Annotated in this window: 21 protein-coding genes and 1 riboswitch; of the genes, 9 read left to right on the plus strand and 12 right to left on the minus strand. The window is 72.8% G+C overall.

Annotated features, from left to right (window positions below; genetic code table 11):
* The first annotated feature begins 5 nt into the window (after nt 1-5).
* Nucleotides 6-1,214 (plus strand): arginine deiminase, encoded by a 1,209-nt coding sequence (locus ABD944_RS02015; protein WP_345171671.1) that lies wholly within the window; start codon nt 6-8, stop codon nt 1,212-1,214.
* A gap of 181 nt (nt 1,215-1,395) precedes the next feature.
* On the opposite strand, the gene ABD944_RS02020 is transcribed toward ABD944_RS02015, so the two are convergent.
* The 4 genes from ABD944_RS02020 to ABD944_RS02035 all read right to left on the minus strand — a co-directional run bounded on the left by ABD944_RS02020 (nt 1,396) and on the right by ABD944_RS02035 (nt 6,316).
* Nucleotides 1,396-1,941, minus strand: a complete 546-nt coding sequence (locus tag ABD944_RS02020; protein WP_345171673.1) for an ATP-binding protein — start codon at nt 1,939-1,941, stop codon at nt 1,396-1,398.
* Between the two features lie 371 nt (nt 1,942-2,312).
* A complete protein-coding gene (locus tag ABD944_RS02025; protein WP_345171675.1) occupies nt 2,313-4,325 on the minus strand; it encodes a sensor histidine kinase in 2,013 nt (670 codons plus the stop codon).
* 64 nt (nt 4,326-4,389) lie between these two features.
* On the minus strand, nt 4,390-5,736 hold the full coding sequence (locus ABD944_RS02030) for a purine-cytosine permease family protein (protein ID WP_345171677.1): 1,347 nt from the start codon (nt 5,734-5,736) through the stop codon (nt 4,390-4,392).
* A riboswitch (TPP riboswitch) is annotated at nt 5,730-5,847 on the minus strand. It overlaps the preceding gene by 7 nt.
* A gap of 133 nt (nt 5,848-5,980) precedes the next feature.
* On the minus strand, nt 5,981-6,316 hold the full coding sequence (locus tag ABD944_RS02035; protein WP_345171679.1) for a rhodanese-like domain-containing protein: 336 nt from the start codon (nt 6,314-6,316) through the stop codon (nt 5,981-5,983).
* Between the two features lie 209 nt (nt 6,317-6,525).
* Between ABD944_RS02035 and ABD944_RS02040 the strand changes: the two genes are divergently transcribed.
* A complete protein-coding gene (locus tag ABD944_RS02040) occupies nt 6,526-6,825 on the plus strand; it encodes an SSI family serine proteinase inhibitor (RefSeq protein WP_345171681.1) in 300 nt (99 codons plus the stop codon).
* A 123-nt stretch (nt 6,826-6,948) separates the two neighbouring features.
* On the opposite strand, the gene ABD944_RS02045 is transcribed toward ABD944_RS02040, so the two are convergent.
* A complete protein-coding gene (locus ABD944_RS02045; protein ID WP_345171683.1) occupies nt 6,949-7,812 on the minus strand; it encodes an Fpg/Nei family DNA glycosylase in 864 nt (287 codons plus the stop codon).
* 198 nt (nt 7,813-8,010) lie between these two features.
* Between ABD944_RS02045 and ABD944_RS02050 the strand changes: the two genes are divergently transcribed.
* From ABD944_RS02050 to ABD944_RS02060, 3 genes are all read left to right on the plus strand, one after another.
* Nucleotides 8,011-8,217 carry a heavy-metal-associated domain-containing protein gene (locus ABD944_RS02050; protein WP_141579550.1) on the plus strand — a complete coding sequence of 69 codons (207 nt, stop codon included), beginning with the start codon at nt 8,011-8,013 and terminating at the stop codon, nt 8,215-8,217.
* Between the two features lie 65 nt (nt 8,218-8,282).
* On the plus strand, nt 8,283-9,251 hold the full coding sequence (locus ABD944_RS02055) for a hypothetical protein (RefSeq protein WP_345171686.1): 969 nt from the start codon (nt 8,283-8,285) through the stop codon (nt 9,249-9,251).
* Between the two features lie 28 nt (nt 9,252-9,279).
* The gene (locus ABD944_RS02060) at nt 9,280-11,511 is read left to right on the plus strand and encodes a heavy metal translocating P-type ATPase (RefSeq protein WP_345171688.1); all 2,232 of its coding nucleotides are present in this window, start codon (nt 9,280-9,282) and stop codon (nt 11,509-11,511) included.
* A 218-nt stretch (nt 11,512-11,729) separates the two neighbouring features.
* On the opposite strand, the gene ABD944_RS02065 is transcribed toward ABD944_RS02060, so the two are convergent.
* The gene (locus tag ABD944_RS02065; RefSeq protein WP_345171690.1) at nt 11,730-12,161 is read right to left on the minus strand and encodes a MarR family winged helix-turn-helix transcriptional regulator; all 432 of its coding nucleotides are present in this window, start codon (nt 12,159-12,161) and stop codon (nt 11,730-11,732) included.
* Nucleotides 12,162-12,275: 114 nt separating this feature from the next.
* On the opposite strand from ABD944_RS02065, the gene ABD944_RS02070 reads away from it, so the two are divergent.
* Nucleotides 12,276-13,355 carry an alkene reductase gene (locus tag ABD944_RS02070; RefSeq protein ID WP_345171692.1) on the plus strand — a complete coding sequence of 360 codons (1,080 nt, stop codon included), beginning with the start codon at nt 12,276-12,278 and terminating at the stop codon, nt 13,353-13,355.
* Nucleotides 13,356-13,359: 4 nt separating this feature from the next.
* On the opposite strand, the gene ABD944_RS02075 is transcribed toward ABD944_RS02070, so the two are convergent.
* From ABD944_RS02075 to ABD944_RS02085, 3 genes are all read right to left on the minus strand, one after another.
* Nucleotides 13,360-13,968 carry a TenA family protein gene (locus ABD944_RS02075; RefSeq protein WP_345171694.1) on the minus strand — a complete coding sequence of 203 codons (609 nt, stop codon included), beginning with the start codon at nt 13,966-13,968 and terminating at the stop codon, nt 13,360-13,362.
* Between the two features lie 176 nt (nt 13,969-14,144).
* A complete protein-coding gene (locus tag ABD944_RS02080; RefSeq protein WP_345171696.1) occupies nt 14,145-16,322 on the minus strand; it encodes a bifunctional polysaccharide deacetylase/glycosyltransferase family 2 protein in 2,178 nt (725 codons plus the stop codon).
* 1 nt (nt 16,323) lies between these two features.
* Nucleotides 16,324-16,884: a hypothetical protein gene (locus ABD944_RS02085; RefSeq protein WP_345171698.1), complete on the minus strand. Its 561-nt coding sequence runs from the start codon at nt 16,882-16,884 to the stop codon at nt 16,324-16,326.
* A 120-nt stretch (nt 16,885-17,004) separates the two neighbouring features.
* Between ABD944_RS02085 and ABD944_RS02090 the strand changes: the two genes are divergently transcribed.
* Nucleotides 17,005-17,634, plus strand: a complete 630-nt coding sequence (locus tag ABD944_RS02090) for an RNA polymerase sigma factor (RefSeq protein WP_345171700.1) — start codon at nt 17,005-17,007, stop codon at nt 17,632-17,634.
* On the plus strand, nt 17,631-18,329 hold the full coding sequence (locus ABD944_RS02095; protein WP_345171702.1) for a hypothetical protein: 699 nt from the start codon (nt 17,631-17,633) through the stop codon (nt 18,327-18,329). Before ABD944_RS02090 ends, ABD944_RS02095 begins: the two co-directional genes overlap by 4 nt.
* A gap of 7 nt (nt 18,330-18,336) precedes the next feature.
* Here the strand turns inward: ABD944_RS02095 and ABD944_RS02100 are convergent, their stop codons facing one another.
* The gene (locus tag ABD944_RS02100) at nt 18,337-19,140 is read right to left on the minus strand and encodes a transporter substrate-binding domain-containing protein (protein ID WP_345171704.1); all 804 of its coding nucleotides are present in this window, start codon (nt 19,138-19,140) and stop codon (nt 18,337-18,339) included.
* Between the two features lie 221 nt (nt 19,141-19,361).
* Here ABD944_RS02100 and ABD944_RS02105 point away from each other — a divergent pair, with 221 nt between their 5' ends.
* Nucleotides 19,362-19,922 carry a dihydrofolate reductase family protein gene (locus ABD944_RS02105; RefSeq protein ID WP_345171706.1) on the plus strand — a complete coding sequence of 187 codons (561 nt, stop codon included), beginning with the start codon at nt 19,362-19,364 and terminating at the stop codon, nt 19,920-19,922.
* Between the two features lie 61 nt (nt 19,923-19,983).
* Here ABD944_RS02105 and ABD944_RS02110 read toward each other — a convergent pair whose 3' ends face one another.
* Nucleotides 19,984-20,394 carry a phosphoribosyl-AMP cyclohydrolase gene (locus ABD944_RS02110; protein ID WP_345171708.1) on the minus strand — a complete coding sequence of 137 codons (411 nt, stop codon included), beginning with the start codon at nt 20,392-20,394 and terminating at the stop codon, nt 19,984-19,986.
* Nucleotides 20,395-20,439: 45 nt separating this feature from the next.
* Nucleotides 20,440-21,222: a helix-turn-helix domain-containing protein gene (locus ABD944_RS02115; RefSeq protein WP_345171710.1), complete on the minus strand. Its 783-nt coding sequence runs from the start codon at nt 21,220-21,222 to the stop codon at nt 20,440-20,442.
* Between the last annotated feature and the right edge of the window lie 35 nt (nt 21,223-21,257).

Consider the following 21,257-nt stretch of genomic DNA (forward strand, 5'->3'; position numbering starts at 1 on the left):
GGAGGGTGACGGCAGCGAAGACAGCGCACGAGCACCGGGTCACCAGCGAGGTCGGACGGCTGAGGACGGTGCTGCTGCACCGCCCCGGCGCGGAGCTCAAGCGGCTGACCCCGCGCAACAGCGACAAGCTCCTGTTCGACGCGATCCCGTGGGCGGGCCGGGCGCAGGAGGAGCACGACGCGTTCGCCGAGGCGCTGCGGTCGCGCGGCGTCGAGGTCCTGTACGTGACCGAGCTGCTGCAGGACGCCCTGGAGTACGAGGCCGCGCGCGAGCAGGCGATCGCCGACGCCATCGTCGACCTGCGCCTCGGAGACCAGCTTCGCCGCGTCGTCGAGGACCACCTGCGCGGGCTCGACCCCGAGAACCTCGCGCACACGCTGATCGCCGGGCTCGCGCACGAGGAGCTGAAGGCCGGGCACGGCCTGGTCTACCGGCTGATGGACGAGCGGGACTTCATCGTCGACCCGCTGCCGGGCCTGCTGTTCACGCGCGACAACAGCACGTGGATCGGCGACCGCGTGGCGGTGACGAGCCTCGCGATGGAGGCGCGGCGGCGCGAGTCGGCCCTCACCGGCCTGATCTACGCGCACCATCCGCGGTTCGCCGGGGTGGAGCCGGTCTACAGCCCGTCCCTGGAGCACCTGGAGGGCGGCGACGTCCTGCTGCTGCGCCCGGGTGTGATCGCCGTGGGCACCGGCGAGCGGACGACGCCGGCGGGCGTCGAGCGCCTGGCCCGCCAGGTGATCGGGGCCGGGCTGGCCCGCACGGTGCTGGCCGTGCCGATCGCGCAGGAGCGCGCCACCATGCACCTCGACACCGTCTGCACGATGGTCGACGTCGACACCGTCGTGATGTACCCGCCGGTGGCGCACTCGCTCACCGCCTACACGGTGACGCTGGACGACGGCCACCTGCGCGTCGCCGAGCCGCGCCCGTTCCTCCAGGCCGCCGCCGACGCGATGGGCCTGGACCGCCTCAAGGTGATCGACACCGGTCTCGACCCGGTCACCGCCGAGCGCGAGCAGTGGGACGACGGGAACAACACCCTCGCCGTGGCGCCGCGCCTGTGCGTCGCCTACGAGCGCAACATCGAGACCAACGCGCAGCTGGAGGCGTCCGGGATCGAGGTCATCCGGATCAGCGGGAGCGAGCTCGGGACGGGGCGGGGCGGTCCCCGCTGCATGTCGTGCCCGATCCTGCGCGAGGAGATCTGAGCCGCGCCCGGGGCGGCCGGGGAGAAGAGGGTTCTGCGTTCTTCCCGGCGCCGGGGGCTCAGAGGCGCGCGGCGCCGGGAAGAACCATCAACGCTCGCGATGTCGACGGGGGCACGACATCGCCCGAGCGTTGGAGAGGACCATACAAGGTCGGGCGGGGTTCCTTCCAGGCAGGGTCGCTCTATGCCGGATATGCCCGACTTGGAGCTACTTCACTCCTGGTTCCGTTGCAGAGGTCTTCATCCGGCTCGTCGAGCAGGTCCGGAAAGGCGGAGAGATCCGGAACGACGGCGTGCGCGCCGGCGGGAGCGGCCATCCGCTCGTCGCCGGACGACCTGGGCGTCCGCAGGATGGCCCAGACGGTCGTGGTGCCGTCCTCGTGGCGCACCCCCCAGCCCTCGGACAGCGCCTCGACGATGCCGAGCCCGCGCCCGCCGAGCGAGGAGAGCGTGCCCGGTCCCCGGCGCGGCTCGGTCATGGCGCCGCCGTCGCTGACCTCCAGTTCGAGGAGGTCGCCGCGGCAGAGCCAGCAGACCTTCACCTGGCCGGACGGCAGCGGCCGCGCGTGCCGCAGTGCGTTGCTGAGCAGCTCGCTGACGATGACACTGGCGTCGTCCACGACGGAGTCGTAGACGCCCGAATCGGCCAGCTCCGAGCTGAGGCGCCTGCGGGCGACCGCGACGCTGGACGGTGCGTGTGGTAGCAGTACGACGCTCGACGCCCTCACCTCCCCGATGCTCCGCTCACTCGGACGAGTCCCGTCATCACCCTTCCGGTACGTCCGAAATGCCCTGATGGCCATGACGGGAAACCAGGACGAACCAGTTCACCACCTGCACAACGAGTCATCAGCCGTCCGGTCACGGTGATCACCCCCGGGATCGGAATCTCGTCACCAACGGCGACCAACCAAGGATCTATCCAGCCAACGGCGGATTTACTCCTCGCGCACGCGTTTCGTCCGTCACACGCCGCCGTCACCGCACTTCTCCGCACCGTTCCCAGCCTGCCACCCCGCGAGACCGCCGAAAGCGCTGGTCACGCCCGTCTCACCGGACCGCCCGGGACGGACTGTCCGCACGGTAAGTAACCGTCCGCTCAGCGCGCCGAACGCAACACCAGGCGCATGCACGTCCCCTCGCCCGCCCGCGCGCCACCTGCGGGTCCCCGCCCGTTCGTGACGGAGAGTAGTCGACCCGCCTGTTCTTCGTGGGTGTTTTCAGAGGGATTTGACTGGTTATTCAGAGTTTGGGGGGTTTCGATGTGAGATGTCTCACGCTCGGCCGGGTGCGCGGAGATCGTGCCGCCCTGCGCCTCCGTCAGCCGTCTGACGATGTAGAGGCCGAGCCCGATGCCGCCGAACCGGCGGCGATCGCCCGCGTCGCCCTGGACGAACCGCTCGAAGATCCGCTCATGGTCGCCGACCGGGATGCCGATGCCCTCGTCGGAGACCGTGACGACGATGCCGGAACCCTCGCGGCGGGCCCGCACCCGCACGGTCCCGCCGTCCGGGGAGTACTTGAACGCGTTCTCCAGCAGCTGCCCGAGGACGATGTCGGTGGCCATCGCGTCCCCGCTGCACGGCGGCAGGTCGGGGGCGATCTCCAGCTCCACCCGGTGCAGCGGCGACAGCGAGCGGAACCCGGCGACCACGCCCTCCAGGACGCGGCCGAGATCGAACGGCTCGATCGTCACGGCCAGCTCGTCGGCCCCGGCGCGCGACCCGAGCAGCAGGTGCTCCACGAGCCGCCCGAGCGACTGGGCCCGCTCGGCGATGGTGGCGACCGCGGCGCGGCGGTCGGCGTCGGTCAGCTCGTCCCACCGGTTGACCAGCGTGGACGCGAACCCCTGCACGACCGTGATCGGGGTGCGCAGCTCGTGGCTGGTCGTGGCGAGGAACAGGTCCTTGGCCTCCTCCAGCGCCTTGGCCTCGGAGACGTCGCGGAAGTCGACGACCAGCTCGCCGGTCTCCTCGATCTCGGCGGCCAGCACGTTCAGCCACGTGCCCGACTCCAGGCGGAACGTGAGCATCTCGCCGAGATCGGGCATGTCGAAGGGCAGCGGGCGACCGATCGCGTCCTCCGGCGGGATGCCGGTCAGGGTGTGCGCGGAGTTGTTCCAGTGCCGGACGACGAGGTCGTGGTCCAGCACCGCGATGCCGTCGGCGCTGGAGTCGATGACGGCGCGCTCGTGGGCCCGCTGCCGGACGACCTCCGCGTAGGCGACGGCGTTGCCGACCGCGACCCCGGCGTGCCCGGCGAGCAGCTCCAGCAGTTCGAGCTCGGTGTGCCCGACCTTGCGTCCGGAGAACAGCGCGTACAGCGCGCCGTACGGCCGGTTCTGCAGGTACGACAGGCCGAGCGCGATCGTGTGCAGGCCGGGCAGCTCCGACCAGATCAGGTCGCCGAGGCGCCGCTCGCCCGTCGCGAGCTTGACGGTCTTGCCCGACCGCAGCAGCTCCCCGACCAGGCTCGGCCGCAGCTCGGCGCACCGGCCGCGCATCCGCTCCGGCAGCCCCGACATGCTGACCAGCCGCAGCCGCTCGCCCTCGATCTTGACGAACCCGCCCGCGTCGGCCCCGGTCAGCTCGATGAGCGCGGCGGTGATCCGGTCGAGCACGACGGCCAGGTCGAGCTCGGCTCCGAGATCGGCGACGATGTCGTTCAGCCGCCGGACCAGCCGGGCCCGCTCGGTCATCCGGTTCTGGACGATCTCGTCGTCCTCGACCGGGTGGTACACCCCGACCCAGCCGAGCAGCGTGCCCCTCGGATCCTTCAGCAGGCTCGTGTCGATGCGCACGTCGATGAGCCGGCCCTCGCGGTGGAAGCGGCGGGTGGCGATCGAGATCTGCCCGCCGTCGGTCTCGCCCTCGCCGCCGCGCCGGGTGAGGAGCCGCTCCTGGACGGCGTTGTGCTCGGCCTTCAGCTCGTCGGGGACGATCGGCGGGACCCGGCCGAGCATCTCCTCGGCGCTCCAGCCGAACATGCGCTCGGCCGCCGGGTTCCACACGGTGACCCGGTGCCGCTGGTCCACGGCTACGATCGCGTCGGCGGCGCTCTCGATGACGGCCCGCGCGATCGGATCGTGCACGTGCTGATACACGTCTGTCATCGTGCCACCGCACTCCGGCATGGCGCCGGGCAACTTGCGCCGAAACTTGCTTTCGACCCAAACCTTACCGTCTGGTAAGCCTACCGATGAGCAGGGCCGCGACCCCCGCCACCAGGAACGACAGCAGCGAGGCGCTCATCCACGCCTGCGGCGTGAAGTGCAGCGCGTCCCGCACGTCCGACCAGAAAGCGGTCCACCGCGCGACCGTGCCCGGGTTGACGAGCTGGTAGACGACGAACCCGATCGCCCATGCCGCGATCATGCCCCAGCGGGATGGCGCGGTCCGCGAGACGTCCCAGCCGCCGGCCCGGCGGCGGCCGAGGAAGAAGTCGGCGGCGAGGACGCCCAGCATCGGCACGAACACCGATCCGATCAGCGACAGGAAGCCCGCGTAGTCGCCGATGTCGAGGACCAGCGCGAGCACGGTGATGCCGACGCCGAGCGCGACGCTCAGCACCCGGCGGTCGGCCCGGGGGAACAGGTTCTGGATCGACACCGCCGTGGAGTAGGTGTCGGCGAACGACTGGTCGGCCTCCCGCAGCACGAACACGGCGAAGAACACCACGCCCAGCGAGACGCCCAGGAACGGGTCGAAGATCCTGCTCGAGTCGCCCGCCACCAGCGCCAGCGCGAGCAGCCCGAGGACGTAGGCGACGATCTGCGTGACGGAGTAGCCGACGGCCGCGGCGCCGAAGGCCCCGCGCTCGGTGCGCGCGTGCCGGGTGTAGTCGGCGGCGACCGGGACCCAGGAGATCGACACGGCCAGCGCGGCGTCCGCGCCGAGCCAGAACCCGCCCCAGGAGCCCTGCGTCAGGTCGGGCAGCGGCTCCCGGACGAGCTGGACGTAGAAGTACACGAGCGCGATCGCCACGGCGACGGTCACGTAGCGGCGCAGCAGCCGCACCGAGCCGAGCGGCCAGACCGTCAGCACGGTGGTGATCGCGCCCGCGGCGACCACGTAGCCCCAGCGCGGGACGCCGTCCCACAGCTCGCGGGCGGCGTCGGCGATGACGATCAGCTCGAACGTCCCCCACCCGACGAGCTGGGCGATGTTGAGGACGGTCGGCGCGTACGACAGCTTCGCGCCGAACAGGCCGCGCAGCAGCACCATCGCGGGCTGCCCGGTCCGCGCGCCGGGCACGGCGGCCAGGCCGAGCATCAGCCCGCCGAGGGCCGTCCCGACGGCCATCGCGACGATGCCCGCCATGATCGAGATCGTGGGGCGGCCGCCGGCGTCCGGCGCGAGGACGGTGTAGGCGCCGGAGAAGGCCAGGAGGCTGACCCCGAGGTTCCCCCAGAAGGCGCTCTGGTCCCAGAAGCCGAGGACCTTGGGGGCCGGCTCGTCGAGGGTGAAGGGGACCTCGTCGGGGGCGCGCTCGCCCTGAGGGCGCTTTTCGACGTCGGACGTCACGGGACACACACTCCCTACGCCGGCATTACCCGGACAGGTTCATGCGGTCGGCGACGCCTTGGAGGCCGCCCTCTCAGCCCGGCTGTGGCCCGAGCTCCCGCGGTCATCGGTCAGGCCCGATCGTACAACCGCCCGTCACGCCCCAGAAGAGGGCAACCGGGTCAGATCACGCGAAAGTTTTCAGATCCCCCAGAGTCATCGAGCTCACGCAGCGACATCGACGCTCACGCGACGTCATCGACGCTCACGCGACGTACGGCGGACCGTCCCCCGCGCCCTCCATCGGCCGGCCCGCCTCGGCCCACCCGTGCATGCCGTCGCCGACGTTCCTCGCCAGCCACCCCGCCTGGTTCAGCGCGGACGTGACCTGGGCGGACCGCGCCCCGGACCGGCAGATCACGTAGATCTCCCGGTCGCGGGGGATCTCGCCGGCGCGGTCGCCGAGATGGCGCATGGGGATGTGGACCGCCGCGGGCGCGTGGCCCGCGTCCCACTCGTCCTGCTCCCGGACGTCCAGCAGGTAGCCGTCCTGCGGAACATCCGCGGCGACCACGGCCGGCACGTCTTCCCCGAAATTCATCACACCCCCCATGGAACCGTGCGAAGCCCCCCTGCGTCGAATCACGCATGCGGTATCGGACGCTCGTTTTCGCAGCGCCCGGGCTGGCCTTGCTCCTGTCCACGGCCGCCTGCGGCGACGAACAGGCAAACGGAAACTCCGCCGGAGCGCCTTCGGGCACGACGTCCGTGCAGCCGTCCGGCTCACCGGCGGACACGCTCACCGTGCGGGTGAAGGCCTCCAAGGAGGCGCCCGCCAAGACCTGGAGGCTGACCTGCGCCCCGCCGGGCGGGGACCATCCCGAGGCGGCCGGCGCCTGCGCGGCGCTCACCAAGGTCAAGGATCCCTTCGCGCCCGTCCCCAAGGACCAGATGTGCACCAAGATCTACGGCGGTCCGGAGATCGCCACGGTCGAGGGCACCTGGCAGGGCAAGCGGATCGACACCACGTTCACCCGCGACGACGGCTGCCAGCTGCACCGCTGGAGCCAGATCGGCCCGGTCTTCGGGAACGTCCCGAAGGTCCGCTGATCCCGTCCCCGATCCTTCGTCCCGTCCGGACGAGCCATCCCCGTTCCGGCTCCGTCCCCGACTCCCGTCGCCAGGCCCCGGCACCCGCCGGGGCCTGGCCCGTCTCACGGCGCCCGGGGCCCGCTACTTGAGGAGGCGGGACATGCGGCGGTCGGCGAGCGGCTTGCCGCCCGTCTGGCAGGTGGGGCAGTACTGGAGCGCCGAGTCGGCGAACGACACCTCGCGCACCGTGTCCCCGCACACCGGGCATTTCTCGCCCGCGCGCCCGTGCACCCGCAGGCCGGTCTTCTTCTCGCCCTTGAGGTCCTGGGCTTCGAGGCCGCGCGAGCGCTCCACCGCGTCCCGCAGCGTGGTGACGATCGCCTCGTGCAGGACGGCGACGTCCTCCTCGGTCAGCGAGGACGCGATCTTGAAGGGGGACATCCTGGCGACGTGCAGCACCTCGTCGGAGTAGGCGTTGCCGATACCGGCGATCACCTTCTGGTCGCGCAGCAGCCCCTTGATCTGGCTGCGCTTGCCGTTGACGATCCCCGCCAGGGCGGCGGTGGTGAACGACTCGTCCAGGGGGTCGGGGCCGAGTGAAGCCACGCCGGGCACGTCGTCGGGGTCGCGGACGACGTAGACGGCGAGGCCCTTCTTGGTGCCCGCCTCGGTGAGGTCGAAGCCCGAGCCGTCGTCCAGGTGCACGCGCAGGGCGAGCGGGTTCTTGCCTCCGGGCCGGACGGGCCTGGCCGGGATCTCGTCGCGCCAGCGCAGCCAGCCGGCGCGAGCGAGGTGGACGACGAGGTGCAGCCCGTCGACGTCGAGGTCGAGGAACTTGCCGTGCCGGGTCGCGCCGGTGACGGTCAGCCCGCCGAGCGCGGTCACCGGCGGGTCGTAGGTCTTCAGCGCGGAGATGGCGAGAACATCGACGCGGGCGACGGCATGGCCGACCGCGCGCTCCCGCAGGAACCCCGCCAGCGCCTCCACCTCAGGTAGCTCAGGCATGGGTTCAGTATCCGCGACGAGGCACGCTGCCGGAACGTCCGTCCACAGCCCTGTGGACGCCTGTGGAAAACCCTGGGGGCGGTGTGACCCGGATCTCGGAATCACCCATACCCCCCAGGGGTTGTCACGGGTGTCCGGTTATGGCAGCATGAGGCCCACGAGATACCCCCCAGGGGTAAAACACCGAGGGAGAAGACGATGAGCACCGCCACCTACACCGTCAGCGGAATGACCTGCGGCCACTGCGTGAGCTCGGTGACCGAGGAGGTCGAGCAGATCGCCGGTGTGACCGGCGTGGACGTCGACCTCCAGACCGGCAGGGTCACCGTCACGAGCGAGACCCCCCTCGACGACGCCCGGGTCAAGGACGCCGTCGAGGAGGCCGGATACCAGCTGACCTCCTGAGCGGACCGCGCCTCGCCCCCGCGGCGGGGTGCGTCCCTCGCAACACCGAGCGGAGTGAAACGGCAATGAACAGCGCGACCAGGCTGGGGGCCTACGCGGTGGGCCTGGCGGTCGTCTTCGGCGGCGCCGCGAGCGTCGGCAAGATCGTCGGCCCCGTCGGAGGAACGGCGAAGATGGCGTCCCACGAGAACGGCGAAGGCGGGCACGGCAGCGGAGGGCACGGCGGCGGAGGGCACGAGACCGCGGCGTCTCACGCGCCGGGCGGCCTCCAGGTGTCGGAGGACGGCTTCACGCTGGCCCCGCAGCGGACCGTCCTCACCGCCGGGGAGAAGACGGACTTCCGGTTCACGATCAACGGGCCGGACGGCAGGCCCGTCACCGGGTTCAAGCCGCTGCACGGCAAGCGCCTGCACCTGATCGTGGCGCGGCGCGACCTGTCCGGCTTCCAGCACGTGCACCCGACCGAGGCCGGGGGCGGCGTCTGGACCGTCCCGATCACGCTGGTCAAGCCCGGCGTGTACCGGTTCTTCACCGACATCCAGCCGGACGGCGCGAAGCGGCAGCTCACGCTCGGCACGGACGTGTTCGTCCCCGGCGACCTGAAGCCCGCGCCGCTGCCCGGGCCCGAGCAGGTCGCGAAGGTGGACGGCTACGAGGTGCGGCTCACCGGGGGCCTCACTCCCGGGAAGTCGACCGAGCTGACCCTGAGCGTGAGCAAGGACGGCAGGCCGGTCACCGACCTGGAGCCGTACCTTGAGGCGTACGGGCACCTCGTCGCGCTGCGGCAGGGCGACCTGGCCTACCTCCATGTCCACCCGGACGGGGAGCCCGGCGACGGCGAGACCGAGCCCGGCCCCGGGATCACGTTCTTCGCCGAGGCGCCCAGCTCCGGCGCGTACCGCCTGTACCTGGACTTCAAGCACGACGGCAAGGTCCGCACGGCCGAGTTCACGGTGCACGCCGGGAACGTCCCCGCCCAGGAACAGGGCGAGGAGCCCGAACCGGGCCACGACGACCGGCCCCACACCCACTGACGTTCCGATCGAGGCAGAGGAGGACGCGATGAGCACGGACGCTGTGTCCGGGCGTGTCGAGCTGGCGATCGGCGGTATGACGTGCGCGTCGTGCGCCAACCGCATCGAGCGGAAGCTCAACAAGATGGACGGCGTGACCGCCACGGTCAACTACGCCACCGAGAAGGCCAGGGTCGAGTTCGCGCCGGAGGTCTCGCCCGACGAGCTGATCGCCACGGTGGAGAAGGCGGGCTACTCCGCCGCCCTCCCCGCCCCGCCGAAGGCCGCCGGCGAGGCGGCCCCGGAGCCGGCCGACGAGCTGCGCCCGCTGCGGCAGCGGCTGGTCACCGCGGTGGTGCTGTCGATCCCGGTGATCGCGATGGCGATGGTCCCGGCGCTCCAGTTCGAGGCGTGGCAGTGGCTGTCGCTGACGCTCGCCGCCCCCGTCGTGGTGTACGCGGGCTGGCCGTTCCACCGGGCCGCGGCGGTCAACCTGCGGCACGGCACGGCGACCATGGACACGCTGATCTCGCTCGGCACGCTGGCCGCGTTCGCGTGGTCGCTGTGGGCGCTGTTCTTCGGCACCGCGGGAGAGCTGGGCATCAAGCACGGGTTCGAGTTCTCGATGACCCGCTCGGACGGGTCGATGAACATCTACCTGGAGGCCGCCTCCGGCGTGATCATGTTCATCCTCGCCGGGCGGTACTTCGAGACGCGCTCCAAGCGCCGTGCGGGCGCCGCGCTGCGCGCCCTGCTGGAACTCGGCGCCAAGGAGGTCTCGGTCGTCCGGGACGGCCGCGAGGAGCGGATCCCGGTCGACCGGCTGGCCGAGGGGGACCTGTTCGTCGTCCGCCCCGGCGAGAAGATCGCCACGGACGGCGCGGTCGAGGAGGGCTCGTCCGCCGTGGACGCGTCCATGCTGACCGGCGAGTCGGTCCCGGTGGAGGTCGGACCCGGCGACACCGTGGTCGGCGCGACCGTGAACGCGGGCGGCCGGCTGCTGGTGCGCGCCACCCGGGTCGGTTCCGGCACCCAGCTCGCGCAGATGGCGCGGCTGGTGGAGGACGCGCAGACCGGCAAGGCGCAGGTGCAGCGGCTCGCCGACCGGATCTCGGGCGTCTTCGTCCCGGTCGTGATCGCGCTGGCGCTCGGCACGCTCGGCTTCTGGATCGGCACCGGCGAACCCCTCGCCGGCGCCTTCACCGCCGCGGTCGCCGTGCTGATCATCGCCTGCCCGTGCGCCCTCGGCCTGGCCACCCCGACCGCGCTGATGGTCGGGACCGGGCGCGGCGCGCAGCTCGGCATCCTGATCAAGGGCCCGGAGGTGCTGGAGTCCACCCGCGCGATCGACACCGTCGTGCTGGACAAGACCGGCACCGTCACCACCGGCAAGATGGCCCTGGTCGACGTCATCACCGCCGACGGCGTCGCGGAGGAGGACGTGCTGCGGCTGGCGGGCGCGCTGGAGAACGCGTCCGAGCACCCCATCGCCCAGGCCATCGCCAGGGGCGCCGCCGAGCGGGTCGGAGACCTCGGCACGGTCGAGGACTTCGCGAACGTCGAGGGCCTCGGCGTCCAGGGGATGGTGGACGGCCACGGCGTCCTGGCGGGCCGCCCGCGGCTGCTCGCCGAGTGGTCGCAGCACCTCACGCCCGACCTCGAACGCGCCATGGAGAAGGCCCAGGCCCTCGGCCACACCGCCGTCGCGGTCGGCTGGGACGGCGAGGCCCGCGCGGTGGTCACCGTCGCGGACCAGGTCAAGCCCACCTCCCGGGAGGCGATCGAGCGGCTGCGCGGGCTCGGGCTGCGTCCGGTCCTGCTGACCGGCGACAACGAGACGGTGGCCCGCGCGGTCGCCGACGAGGTGGGGATCGAGGAGGTCATCGCCGATGTCCTGCCGCAGGACAAGGTGGACGTCGTCAAGCGCCTCCAGTCGGAGGGGCGGACGGTCGCCATGGTCGGCGACGGGGTCAACGACGCCGCCGCTCTGGCCCAGGCCGACCTCGGCCTGGCGATGGGCACCGGCACGGACGTGGCGATCGAGGCGTCCGACCTGACCCTGGTGCGCGGCGACCTGCGGGCCGCGGCCGACGCCATCCGGCTGTCGCGCCGCACGCTGGCCACGATCAAGGGCAACCTGTTCTGGGCCTTCGCCTACAACGTGGCCGCCCTGCCCCTCGCGGCGTCGGGCCTGCTCACCCCGATGATCGCCGGAGGCGCCATGGCGTTCTCCTCGGTCTTCGTCGTCACCAACAGCCTGCGCCTGCGGCGCTTCGTCTAATGCGATGCCGTGGGGTTCCGGGCCTTGGAGGCCCGGAACCCCACGGCATCGCGTGCGATTGCTGCATCGCTCCGACTCGCCCAAAGGCTCGCTGCGCGATCAGTTTCTCGCAGGCTCGAAACTGGCTTCGCACGCAATCGCGACACCTCAGGTCGCCGCGTGGCCGGTGCACCGGTTAGTGCCAGTGCCTCAGGAGAGCAGCTCAGCTCCGTGCGTTCTCAGGGGCGCAGGCGAGTGAGGAACGGGGCGAGGGCCGGGTCGGCGGCGGCCTCGTCCAGGGACTCGGTGAGGGTCTCGGCGTAGGTGGGGGCGGCCTTGTCCTGGACGGCGCGGCCCTCGTCGGTGATGACGGTGTAGACGCCGCGGCGGTCCTTGGGGCACATCGCGCGGCGGGTGAGGCCGGCGGACTCCAGGCGCGCGACCAGGCGGCTGACCGAGCTCTGGTTGAGGCCGATCAGGTCGGCGAGCTCCTGCATGCGCAGCTCCCCGTCCTCGGCGCGGGCGAGGTGGCACAGCGCGCGGTACTCCGACAGGCCGATCCCGTGGCGGCGCTGGAGTGCCTTGGCGAGCCGGTGCTCGACCCGTCCGTGAAGCACGACGATGCCGTCCCACAGCGTGCCGTCCGCCATGGCCTCGGTGCCAGCGCTCATCGCGCACCCCACTTTCTCTTGACGCCAGTTTACCCGCGATGCCAACATGTGCATGTACATACAACTCATGCAGATGCATAAAAGTGCCCGGCGCCCGACCGGAGGGACAGGACGATGACCAGCCCCCTGCTCGCCCCGTACGAAGGCCCCCACCTCAGGCTGCGCAACCGGATCGCGATGGCGCCGATGACGCGGGGCCGCGCCGACGACGCGACCGGCGTCCCCCACCCGCTGACCGCGGAGTACTACGCCCAGCGCGCGACCGCGGGGCTGATCGTCACCGAGGGGATCTGGCCGCACCCGCTCGGCAAGGCCGGGCCCGGCATCCCCGGCCTGGTGACGGAGGAGCAGGTCGCCGGGTGGCGCCAGGTGACGGACGCCGTGCACCGGGAGGGCGGGACGATCTTCGCCCAGCTCTGGCACGTGGGCCGGATGTCCCATCCGCTCATCCTTCCGGGCGGCGCGGCCCCCGTGGCGCCCTCGGCGGTGCGCATCCGGTCCGCGGGCATCCACACCAGGGAGGGGAACGTCCCCCACGTCACGCCGCGCGCCCTGACGACCGCCGAGGTCGAGGAGACGATCGCCGCGTTCGCGGCCGAAGCGCGCAACGCCGTCCGGGCCGGGTTCGACGGCGTCGAGGTGCACGGCGCGAACGGCTACCTCGTCCAGCAGTTCCTGGCCGAGAACACCAACCGGCGCACCGACCGGTTCGGCGGCTCCCGCGAGGGCCGGCTGCGTTTCGCGCTCGACGTCGTGCGGGCCGTCGCGGACGCGGTCGGGCCGGAGCGGGTCGGGCTGCGCGTCTCCCCCGGCAACCCGGAGAACGAGATCGCCGAGGAGGACCCCCGGGGCACCTACCGCGCCCTCGTGGACGCCCTCGACCCGCTCGGCCTGGCCTACCTGCACGTCATCGAGCGCGGCGCGTACGGGGCACTGGCCGACCTGCGGCCCCGCTGGTCGGGCACGCTGATCGGGAACTTCAACGGCCCCGAGCCGACGTCCCGGAGCGCCGGCGAGGAGGTCGTCGCGGCGGGCCTGGCCGACGTCTTCTCCTACGGCCGCCTCTTCATCTCCAACCCCGACCTCCCCGCGCGGTTCGCGGCGTCGGCTCCGCTCGCCGGCGCCGTGGAGGAGCTCGTCTACGGAGGCCACGCCGAGGGCTACGTCGACTATCCCCCGCTCGCCCGGGTGTGACGGCTCAGGACTCCACGGACCAGAAGGCCACTTCGTGCCGCATGCCCTCCGTGAAGAGGCGTTCCGCGGTCGCGGGGTCGGGGTCCGCCTCGTCGATCATCTGGGCGATGCGGGCGGCGAGGTCCGCGAAGCCGGGGTCGGCGTAGGTGTCGACCCAGCGGCGGTAGCGGGGCTCGGCCGGCGGGTTCTCGGCGAGGATCCGCCCGAGCGTGGAGTAGCCCCACATGCAGGGGTACAGGGCCGCGAGGCCGTCGCCGTACACGGCGGCGCTCTCCAGCAGGAAGGACGTGTAGGCGGCGCACGCGGGCCCCTTCCGGGCGCCGTCGAGGTCGGCGGCGAAGCTCGCGGAGAGGGAGCGGTGCAGGTCGAGCTCATCGTGGAAGGTGGCGTGGGCCAGGTCGACCAGGTCGCCTAGGTGGGCGTCGGGGGCCTGCCACGCGAGGCGCGAGAACACCCGCACGTAGTCGTGCAGGAAGAGGTAGTCCTGCTCCAGCCATGAGCGGAACACGGCCTCGTCGAGGTTGCCTTGGGCGATGCCCTTCACGGTGGGGTGCTGGAGCTGCTCGTCCACCAGCGGGCGGCCGAGTTCCTCCAGGTGCGCGGCGAGACTCATGGCGCCAGTCTGCCGCAGACACGACCAGGGCCCCGCCGGGTCGTGCGACCCGGCGGGGCCCTGGTCTTGCACCGGTGTGCGGGTCGCCTCTCGGCGAAAGGCACAACACGGCTCCAGCCGAACGGTATTCCGTGAAGGCGAAAGGTGAGGCCCGGGGACACCAGGCACACCGGCTGTCATGTGTAACCGACGGGCCCCGGGGATTGTTCCCGGCTTCCGAGATCCGCAAAGGTCCCGGTCCGGCGGATGGTGTGCCAGCGCAGGCGGGCCCCCAGCAGCGCGGTCACCACGGACTGCACCACGACCAGGTACATGAGCTGCCGGTAGACGAACTGCTGGAGCGGCAGCGCCCACAGCGGGCGGACGGACTCGCCGTCCAGCCACAGGGCGTAGGCGCCGGCGGCGGCCTGCGCGGCGACGAAGAGCGTCCAGGAGACGACCGGGACCAGCGGGTCGAGGAAGATCAGCCCGAACACCGCGAACAGGTCGATGGCCGGGGCGAACAGGGGCAGCAGCACCTGGAACACCGTCAGGTAGGGCAGGCAGCGGCGGCCGAACCGCCCCGAGCCGCCGCGGTCGACGACGGAGCGCCGGTGCTTCCACATCGCCTGCATCGTCCCGTAGCACCAGCGGTACCGCTGCCTCCACAGCTGCCGCAGCGACGCCGGCGCCTCCGTCCAGGCCAGGGCCTTCTCCTCGTAGACCACGCGCCGCCCCGTGCGGCAGATCGCCATGGTCAGGTCGGTGTCCTCGGCGAGCGTGTCGCCCGGGACCCCGCCCACCTCGGCGAGGACGGAGCGCCGGAACCCCCCGATCGCGCCCGGCACGGTCGGCATGCACTGCAGGAGGTCGAACATCCGCCGGTCGAGGTTGAAGCCGATGACGTACTCGATGTGCTGCCAGCGGCCGAGGAGGCCGCCCCGGTTGGCGACCTTGGTGTTGCCGCTGACCGCGCCCACCTCCGGGTCCGCGAAGGGCGCGATCAGGTGCCGGAGGGTGTCGCGCTGGAAGACGGTGTCGCCGTCCACCAGCACGAGGATCTCCGACCGCGCCGCGGCGACGCCCGCGTTGAGCGCGCTCGGCTTGCCCCCGTTCGGCTTGCGGAGGAGCCGCACCCCGGGCAGGCGCAGGGACTCGACGATCGCGGCCGTGCCGTCGGTCGACCCGTCGTCCACCACGATCACCTCGACGATGCCCGGATAGTCGGTGTTCAGCAGCGTGGTCACCGTCGCCGCGATGCCGGCCTCCTCGTTGTAGGCCGGGACGACCACGGAGACGGGCGGGAACGGGTCCGGCGGCAGCCCGCCGGGCGGCGGGGGCGGCCCGGTCGGCCTGCGCCGCCGGCCCGCGGGCCGCCGCACCCGGCGCATGTGGACGTGCGCGAACACCAGCAGCGCCACGAGGCGCAGCACGCAGAGCAGGCCCGCGACCCCGAAGACCGCGCTCATGCCGCCGGTCAGCCCGGACGCGGCGCGCTGGGCGGTCACCAGCGTCCAGCCGACGGCCCGCTCGCGCGCGGGCACCGCGACCTCGGCGCGCGGCATGTCCAGTGCCTGCGCGAGCGTGGTGAAGCGGTAGCCCTGCGGCTGGAGCCGGTCGAGGATCCGCCCGACCGCCGCGACCGTCTCGGACCGGTCGCCGCCCGAGTCGTGCAGCATCACGACGGCGCCCTCGCCGCGCGCCCCCGCCGCCAGCGCCCGCTGGACGATCGTCTCGGTTCCGGGACGCGACCAGTCCTCGGTGTCGCGGTCGGTGAGGACGACGATGTAGCCGTCCCCTCCCGCCCGTTCGGCCGCGCGCCACTCGGGCGCGGTCAGGCCGTCCGGGCGGGAGGAGTACGGCATCCGCATCAGCCTGGTGTGGACGCCCGCCGCGCCCGCCAGCGCGCGTTGGGTGAGGTCCATCTCCAGGCGCGCCCGCCAGCGCGGCGCGGCGGCGAGGTCGGCGTGCGTGTAGGTGTGCGAGCCGATCTCGTGGCCCTCGCGGAGGATGCGGCGGGTCAGCGCCGGCTCGCGGGCCACGTGCGAGCCGACGGTGAAGAACGTGGCGTGCGCGTCGTGGCGGCGCAGGACGTCCAGGATCCGCGGCGTCCACTCGGGGTCGGGCCCGTCGTCGAACGTCAGCGCGATCGTCTTCGGGGGCATGCGGCGGCTCTTCGGGACGCCGCCGGAGAGGTTGACGACGGGACCGCCCTCGGTCACCCGTGACGGAACCGCCCCGGAATGCCCCGGATCGGCCCGCGGGGCCTCGCCGACGGTGCCGCCCGCGAAGCCGTCCATCAGCAGGAGGACGGCCAGCACCAGGCCGCCGAGCGAGAGCAGGATCCAGTGCCCCCGTGGTTTCCCGCGCCCCATGTCAGCCGTTCTTCTTCTTGTGGCCCCACGCGGGGGGCGTCGCCTGCGACCTGCCCGGCGCGCTCGTGGTGGTGCTCGTCGCCGTCGCCGCCGGCGGAGCCGCGGGAGCCGACGGCGCTGCGGGCGCCCCGGACGGCGTTGGAGCCGCCGACGCCCCGGGCCCGGCGGGCACCACCGGCGTGCGCGGGGACCGGGCGCCCGGTCCGGTGGGCAGCGGACGCGCGGCAGGAGCCCGCTCACCCGCCTTCCCCGCCGGGACGCTCGGGCGGTTCACCTTCGCCCGCGGCTGGGCGGACGGCTCGCTCCACGGCGTCAGCGGAACGTCGGCGCCCGTGGTCAGGCCGAGGCCGAGCGCGCCCAGGAACACCAGCAGCACCGCGCCGACGAGCAGGCCCAGCCGACGTCCGAGCCGCGCCCGCCACCCGGTCGCGTCGACGAAGACGGGCATCGCCTCGGCCTCTTCCAGCGGAACGGGCTCCGCGAGAGGCCGGGGCGGCGGAGCGACCGGCGCTATGCCGGTGACAAGCAGTTCGTCCCGGTCGTGCGAGGCATTGCCGATCATCTTCGTCCGTCATCTCGTGCGAGGGGGCCGGGGCGGCCGGGCGGGAGGGGTTTTCACTCCATCAGCGCGAACCCGCGCGTACGTGTCACACCACAACGGGAATGCCTGCACAATGGCGCGGTGGACGAGGACGAGCTCGGCCGGGCTCTGCGGGCGGCGCAGGACGGCGACGAGGAGTCCTTCCGCATGCTCTACCGCGACGTGCAGCCCCGCCTGATCCGGTTCGCCGGGGCCATCGTCGGCGCGGACGCGGAGGACGTGACGTCGGAGGCGTGGCTGCAGATCGCCCGCGACCTCCCGGCGTTCCGCGGCGACCTCGACGGCTTCCGTGGCTGGACCGCGACGATCACCCGGCACCGGGCGCTGGACCACCTGCGCCGCAAGTCCCGCCGCCCCGGCTCCGACCTCCCGGTCGAGGAGCTGGTCGCGATGGCCGCCGATGCCGACACCGAGCTGGACGCCATGGACGGCCTCGCCACCGAGCGGGCGCTCCGGCTGATCGCCGACCTGCCCCGGGACCAGGCCGAGGCGGTGCTGCTACGCGTCGTCGTGGGCCTGGACGCCAAGACGGCGGGCAAGGTGCTCGGCAAGCGCGCGGGCGCCGTGCGGACCGCGGCCTACCGGGGCCTGCGGCGGCTCGCCGAGCGGCTGCCGGCGTCCCGCGCGGACGCCGCCGACGGCGCGCCGGGCTCCCGCCCCCTCGTCCAGGGTGACAGAAGCGGCGGCAGCGGCGCTGAAGGGGTGATATGAGCGACGACACCGAGCCCGGACGGCTGGACCCGCGCGCCGCCGAGCGGCTGCTCGACGGCGCCGGCGGCCACGCCGAGCTGCGCGAACTGCTCGCGGCGGCCTCCGCGCCGGCCCGCCCCGGCGAGCTCGCGGGAGAGGACGCCGCCGTCGCCGCCTTCCTGGCCGCCCCCCGGCCGGCCCGACGCTCCCGGGCCGCGGCCCTGCGCCGGTTCCTGACCGTCAAGGTCATCGCGGTGGTGGGCGGCTCGATCCTGCTGTCCGGCGGCGTGGCCTTCGCGACCGGGAACTTCCCCGGTCAGGAGGCGACGCCCGGGCCCTCGTCGACGCCTCACGAGCGCAAGACCCGCGAGCCGGGCGGCGGCCCCGGGTCCCGCCCCTCGCAACGTCCCGGCATCGAGCCGTCGCCCAGGCCCTCCCGGGAGCAGGGCAGGGCCGAGGGCGAGGGCGAGACCGGCAAGACGTCCGCGCCCGGCCTGCAGAAGAAGACCACGGGCACGAAGACGAAGCCGACGCCTCCCCGCGGTCCGGGGAGCAACAACGGCACGACCCGCCCGACCGCCCCGATCAGGACGAGCAACCCGAACAAGAAGAACGGCACCCTGGGCAACGAGGGCGGCGGCGACGCCCCGCAGGGCGGAAACCACGGTGGCTCCCGGACCGACGCCCCCCTCGGCGGCGGCGACGGCGGCCGGTGAGCGGCGGTCAGAGGCAGCCCTCGAACTGGGGCACCCGCACGTCCGACAGGTCCAGGCCCGACGAGCCGAACCACCTGTGCATGATCGCCGCCATCGTCCCGTCCTGGTACATCCGGGTGATGGCCCTGTTGAGCGCCTCGCAGCCGTCGGGGTCGCCCCGCCGGACGGCGATGCCCGTCCGCCGCTCGCCGAACCGGGCGTTCAGCAGCCGGAACCCAGCGCCCCACCGCGCCCTCAGCCCGGCCAGGATGGTGTCGTTCGTGGTGATGGCGTCGATGCGGCCCCCCGCCAGCATGCGCATGCACTCGTCGTAGGAGCGCGCGGCCACCGGCACGGCCGGCACCTGCCGCTCGACCGTCACCGCCTCGGCCGCGCCCGAGCCGGTGACGGCGCAGATCCGGCGCCCTTTCAGGTCGCGGACGCCGTGCACGCCGCGCTCGCCGGCGCGGACCAGGATGTCCTGGTACGACAGGAGGTACGGGCCCGCGAAGGCGAGCCGCTGCTTCCATTCCGGTTCGATCCAGAATGTCAGGACCATGTCGACGTCCCCGTCGCGAAGCAGCCGTTCCCGGTCCCTCGCCAGCGCGGGGACGAAGCGGATCTTCTTCCCCATCCGCGCGGCGAGGTAGCGGGACACGTCCACGTCCAGGCCTTCGAACGCGCCGTCCGGGCGCCGGAACCCGATGCCCGGCAGGTCCGGGCGCACGCCCGCGGTCAGCGTCTCCCCGTCGAGGATGGACGCCGAATCGCGTCCGGCGCACCCGCCGGTCAGCAGGAGGGCCGCCAGCGCCGCCGCGATCGGTCGCCGCATCCCTCGCCCTCCGCCCACGGCCCCGGCCGGTCGGGCAGGGCGCAACCGTCATCACGGTGGCAGGCGGCCGGACGTCCCTCCACCCGGTGACCGCATCCGGTCCTCCCGCCGCCGCCCGCCGCCACGGCCTTCCGAGGCGCCGTAAAGATCCCGTAAACGGTGTCCGCGAAGCTGCGAGCACAGGAAACGACGACGGTGAAACCGGACCCGAGGGGGAGATCATGCGTAAGTTCAAGCTTCAGGTGCAGGTCAGCGCGGACGGCTACATGGCCGGTCCGAACGGCGAGATGGACTGGATGCGGTTCCCCTGGACCGACGACATCAGCCGGTACATCGACGCGCTGATACGGCCGGTCGACTGCATCGTGCTGGGCCGCAAGCTCGCCGAGGGGTTCATCCCGGCCTGGGAGTCGGGGCCGGAGGGCGAGACGCAGGAGGCCATCGACCAGATGAACGACACGCCCAAGGTCGTCATCTCCGACAGCCTCACCGCCTCGCCCTGGAAGAACGCCGAGATCGCGGGCGGCGACCTCACCGAGATCGTCAACGGGCTGAAGGCCCGCCCCGGCGGCGACCTGATCGCCTACGGGGGCGGCACGCTGGTCCGGGACCTGATCGCCCGGGGCCTGCTCGACGACCTCTACCTGTTCGTCAACCCGACCGCGATCGGCACGGGCATGCCGGTGTTCCCGGAGGGCGGCTACCAGCGGCTCGACCTCGTGGAGTCGCGCCTGTTCGACTGCGGCATCGCCGTCATGCACTACACGCCGAAGCGCGCCTGACCGGCGGCGCGGGCCGTCCGGCCCCCGGCGATCGCCCGGGGCCGGTCGCCCGGCCGTCCCGTCACTGCAGGAGGTGGCGCAGCTCCCCGCCGTCGCCGACGGAGCGGTAGTAGCAGGTGGGCCGGGCCTCCCCGGACGGAAGGTTCGTGTGGCAGGCGCCGCCGGTGGTGCGGTTGACGAGGTAGAGCAGGGAGTTCTGCTCGCAGTTCACGCGGACGTCGACCAGCTGGAGGACGTCGCCCGAGGTCGCGCCCTTGCGCCACAGCTCGTTGCGGGACGTCGACCACAGGACCGCGATCCGCTCCTCCAGCGTGGCCTTGAGGGCCTGGTCGTTCGCGTATCCGATGAACAGGACGTCGCCGCTGCCCGCGTCCTGGAGGACCACCGGGACGACCCGCGCCCCGGTCGCCGCGACGCCCGCCAGCTTGTCGAAGTCCAGGGTGAGCCGGGTGCCTTCTTCGAGTTCGTTCACCCCGCCATCCTGCCCGCCCGCGGCGCCGGCCGTCGCGCTGACACGTCACCCCCGCCGGCGGAGGAGGGCCGCCGTGGCCTCGTCGGCGGGCAGGAACGCTTCGAGACGAAGCTCGGAGAGCGTGACGTCCACGGCGGTCGCGAACGAGGTCAGCGTGGTGATCAGGCGCAGCTCCCCGCCGGGGACCCGCAACCGGAGCGGGACGGCGAACCCCAGGTGCTCGCCCGGCGACTCCACCGGGGGCAGGTAGCCGTCCAGCTCGTCGATGAGATCCGACAGGCCCGGATCGGGAGCCTGCCGCGCCTGGTCGCGGAGGCTGCCGGTGATGTGCCGCCCCCATTCGGCGAGGTTCTCGACGCGGCGGGCCATCCCGTCCGGGTGCAGGGCGAGGCGGAGCACGTTGACCGGCGGTTCCAGCAGCGCGGGCGCGGCGCCCTCGACGAGGACGCCGAGCGCCGGGTTGGCGGCGACGAGTTCGCCGTGCGGCCGGACGACGACCGCCGGGTAGGGCATGTGACCGGCGAGGATGCGGTCGAGGGCCTCGCGCACCGGGCCCAGCTCGGGGGCGTCCAGGCGCGACTCGGTGTAGACCGGCGCGTATCCGGCGGCGAGGAGGAGCCCGTTGCGCTCCCGCAGCGGCAGCTCCAGGGACTCGGCGAGCCGCACCACCATGGCGCGGCCCGGCCGGGAGCGCCCCTGTTCGAGAAAGCTCAGATGACGCTGCGTCGTGTCGGCCCTGATGGCCAGTTCGAGCTGGCTGAGGCGGCGCCGCGCCCGCCAGCCGCGCAGGTCGCGGGCGAACTGCCCGGGCTCCGCCACCTTTGTCATGCCCCCATTCAAACCGGACGTTCGCGGCGTCGCCA

It is taken from the genome of Actinomadura verrucosospora (genome assembly GCF_039540335.1).
Classification (GTDB): domain Bacteria; phylum Actinomycetota; class Actinomycetes; order Streptosporangiales; family Streptosporangiaceae; genus Spirillospora; species Spirillospora verrucosospora.

Coding starts and splice junctions, on each gene's coding strand:
- ABD944_RS02055 (WP_345171686.1), top strand. CDS start 8,283: ATGAACAGCGCGACCAGGCTGGGGGCCTACGCGGTGGGCCTGGCGGTC.
- ABD944_RS02095 (WP_345171702.1), top strand. CDS start 17,631: ATGAGCGACGACACCGAGCCCGGACGGCTGGACCCGCGCGCCGCCGAG.
- ABD944_RS02080 (WP_345171696.1), bottom strand. CDS start 16,322: ATGGGGCGCGGGAAACCACGGGGGCACTGGATCCTGCTCTCGCTCGGC.
- ABD944_RS02070 (WP_345171692.1), top strand. CDS start 12,276: ATGACCAGCCCCCTGCTCGCCCCGTACGAAGGCCCCCACCTCAGGCTG.
- ABD944_RS02115 (WP_345171710.1), bottom strand. CDS start 21,222: ATGACAAAGGTGGCGGAGCCCGGGCAGTTCGCCCGCGACCTGCGCGGC.
- ABD944_RS02035 (WP_345171679.1), bottom strand. CDS start 6,316: ATGAATTTCGGGGAAGACGTGCCGGCCGTGGTCGCCGCGGATGTTCCG.
- ABD944_RS02065 (WP_345171690.1), bottom strand. CDS start 12,161: ATGAGCGCTGGCACCGAGGCCATGGCGGACGGCACGCTGTGGGACGGC.
- ABD944_RS02105 (WP_345171706.1), top strand. CDS start 19,362: ATGCGTAAGTTCAAGCTTCAGGTGCAGGTCAGCGCGGACGGCTACATG.
- ABD944_RS02075 (WP_345171694.1), bottom strand. CDS start 13,968: ATGAGTCTCGCCGCGCACCTGGAGGAACTCGGCCGCCCGCTGGTGGAC.
- ABD944_RS02045 (WP_345171683.1), bottom strand. CDS start 7,812: ATGCCTGAGCTACCTGAGGTGGAGGCGCTGGCGGGGTTCCTGCGGGAG.
- ABD944_RS02060 (WP_345171688.1), top strand. CDS start 9,280: ATGAGCACGGACGCTGTGTCCGGGCGTGTCGAGCTGGCGATCGGCGGT.
- ABD944_RS02050 (WP_141579550.1), top strand. CDS start 8,011: ATGAGCACCGCCACCTACACCGTCAGCGGAATGACCTGCGGCCACTGC.
- ABD944_RS02085 (WP_345171698.1), bottom strand. CDS start 16,884: ATGATCGGCAATGCCTCGCACGACCGGGACGAACTGCTTGTCACCGGC.
- ABD944_RS02100 (WP_345171704.1), bottom strand. CDS start 19,140: ATGCGGCGACCGATCGCGGCGGCGCTGGCGGCCCTCCTGCTGACCGGC.
- ABD944_RS02025 (WP_345171675.1), bottom strand. CDS start 4,325: ATGACAGACGTGTATCAGCACGTGCACGATCCGATCGCGCGGGCCGTC.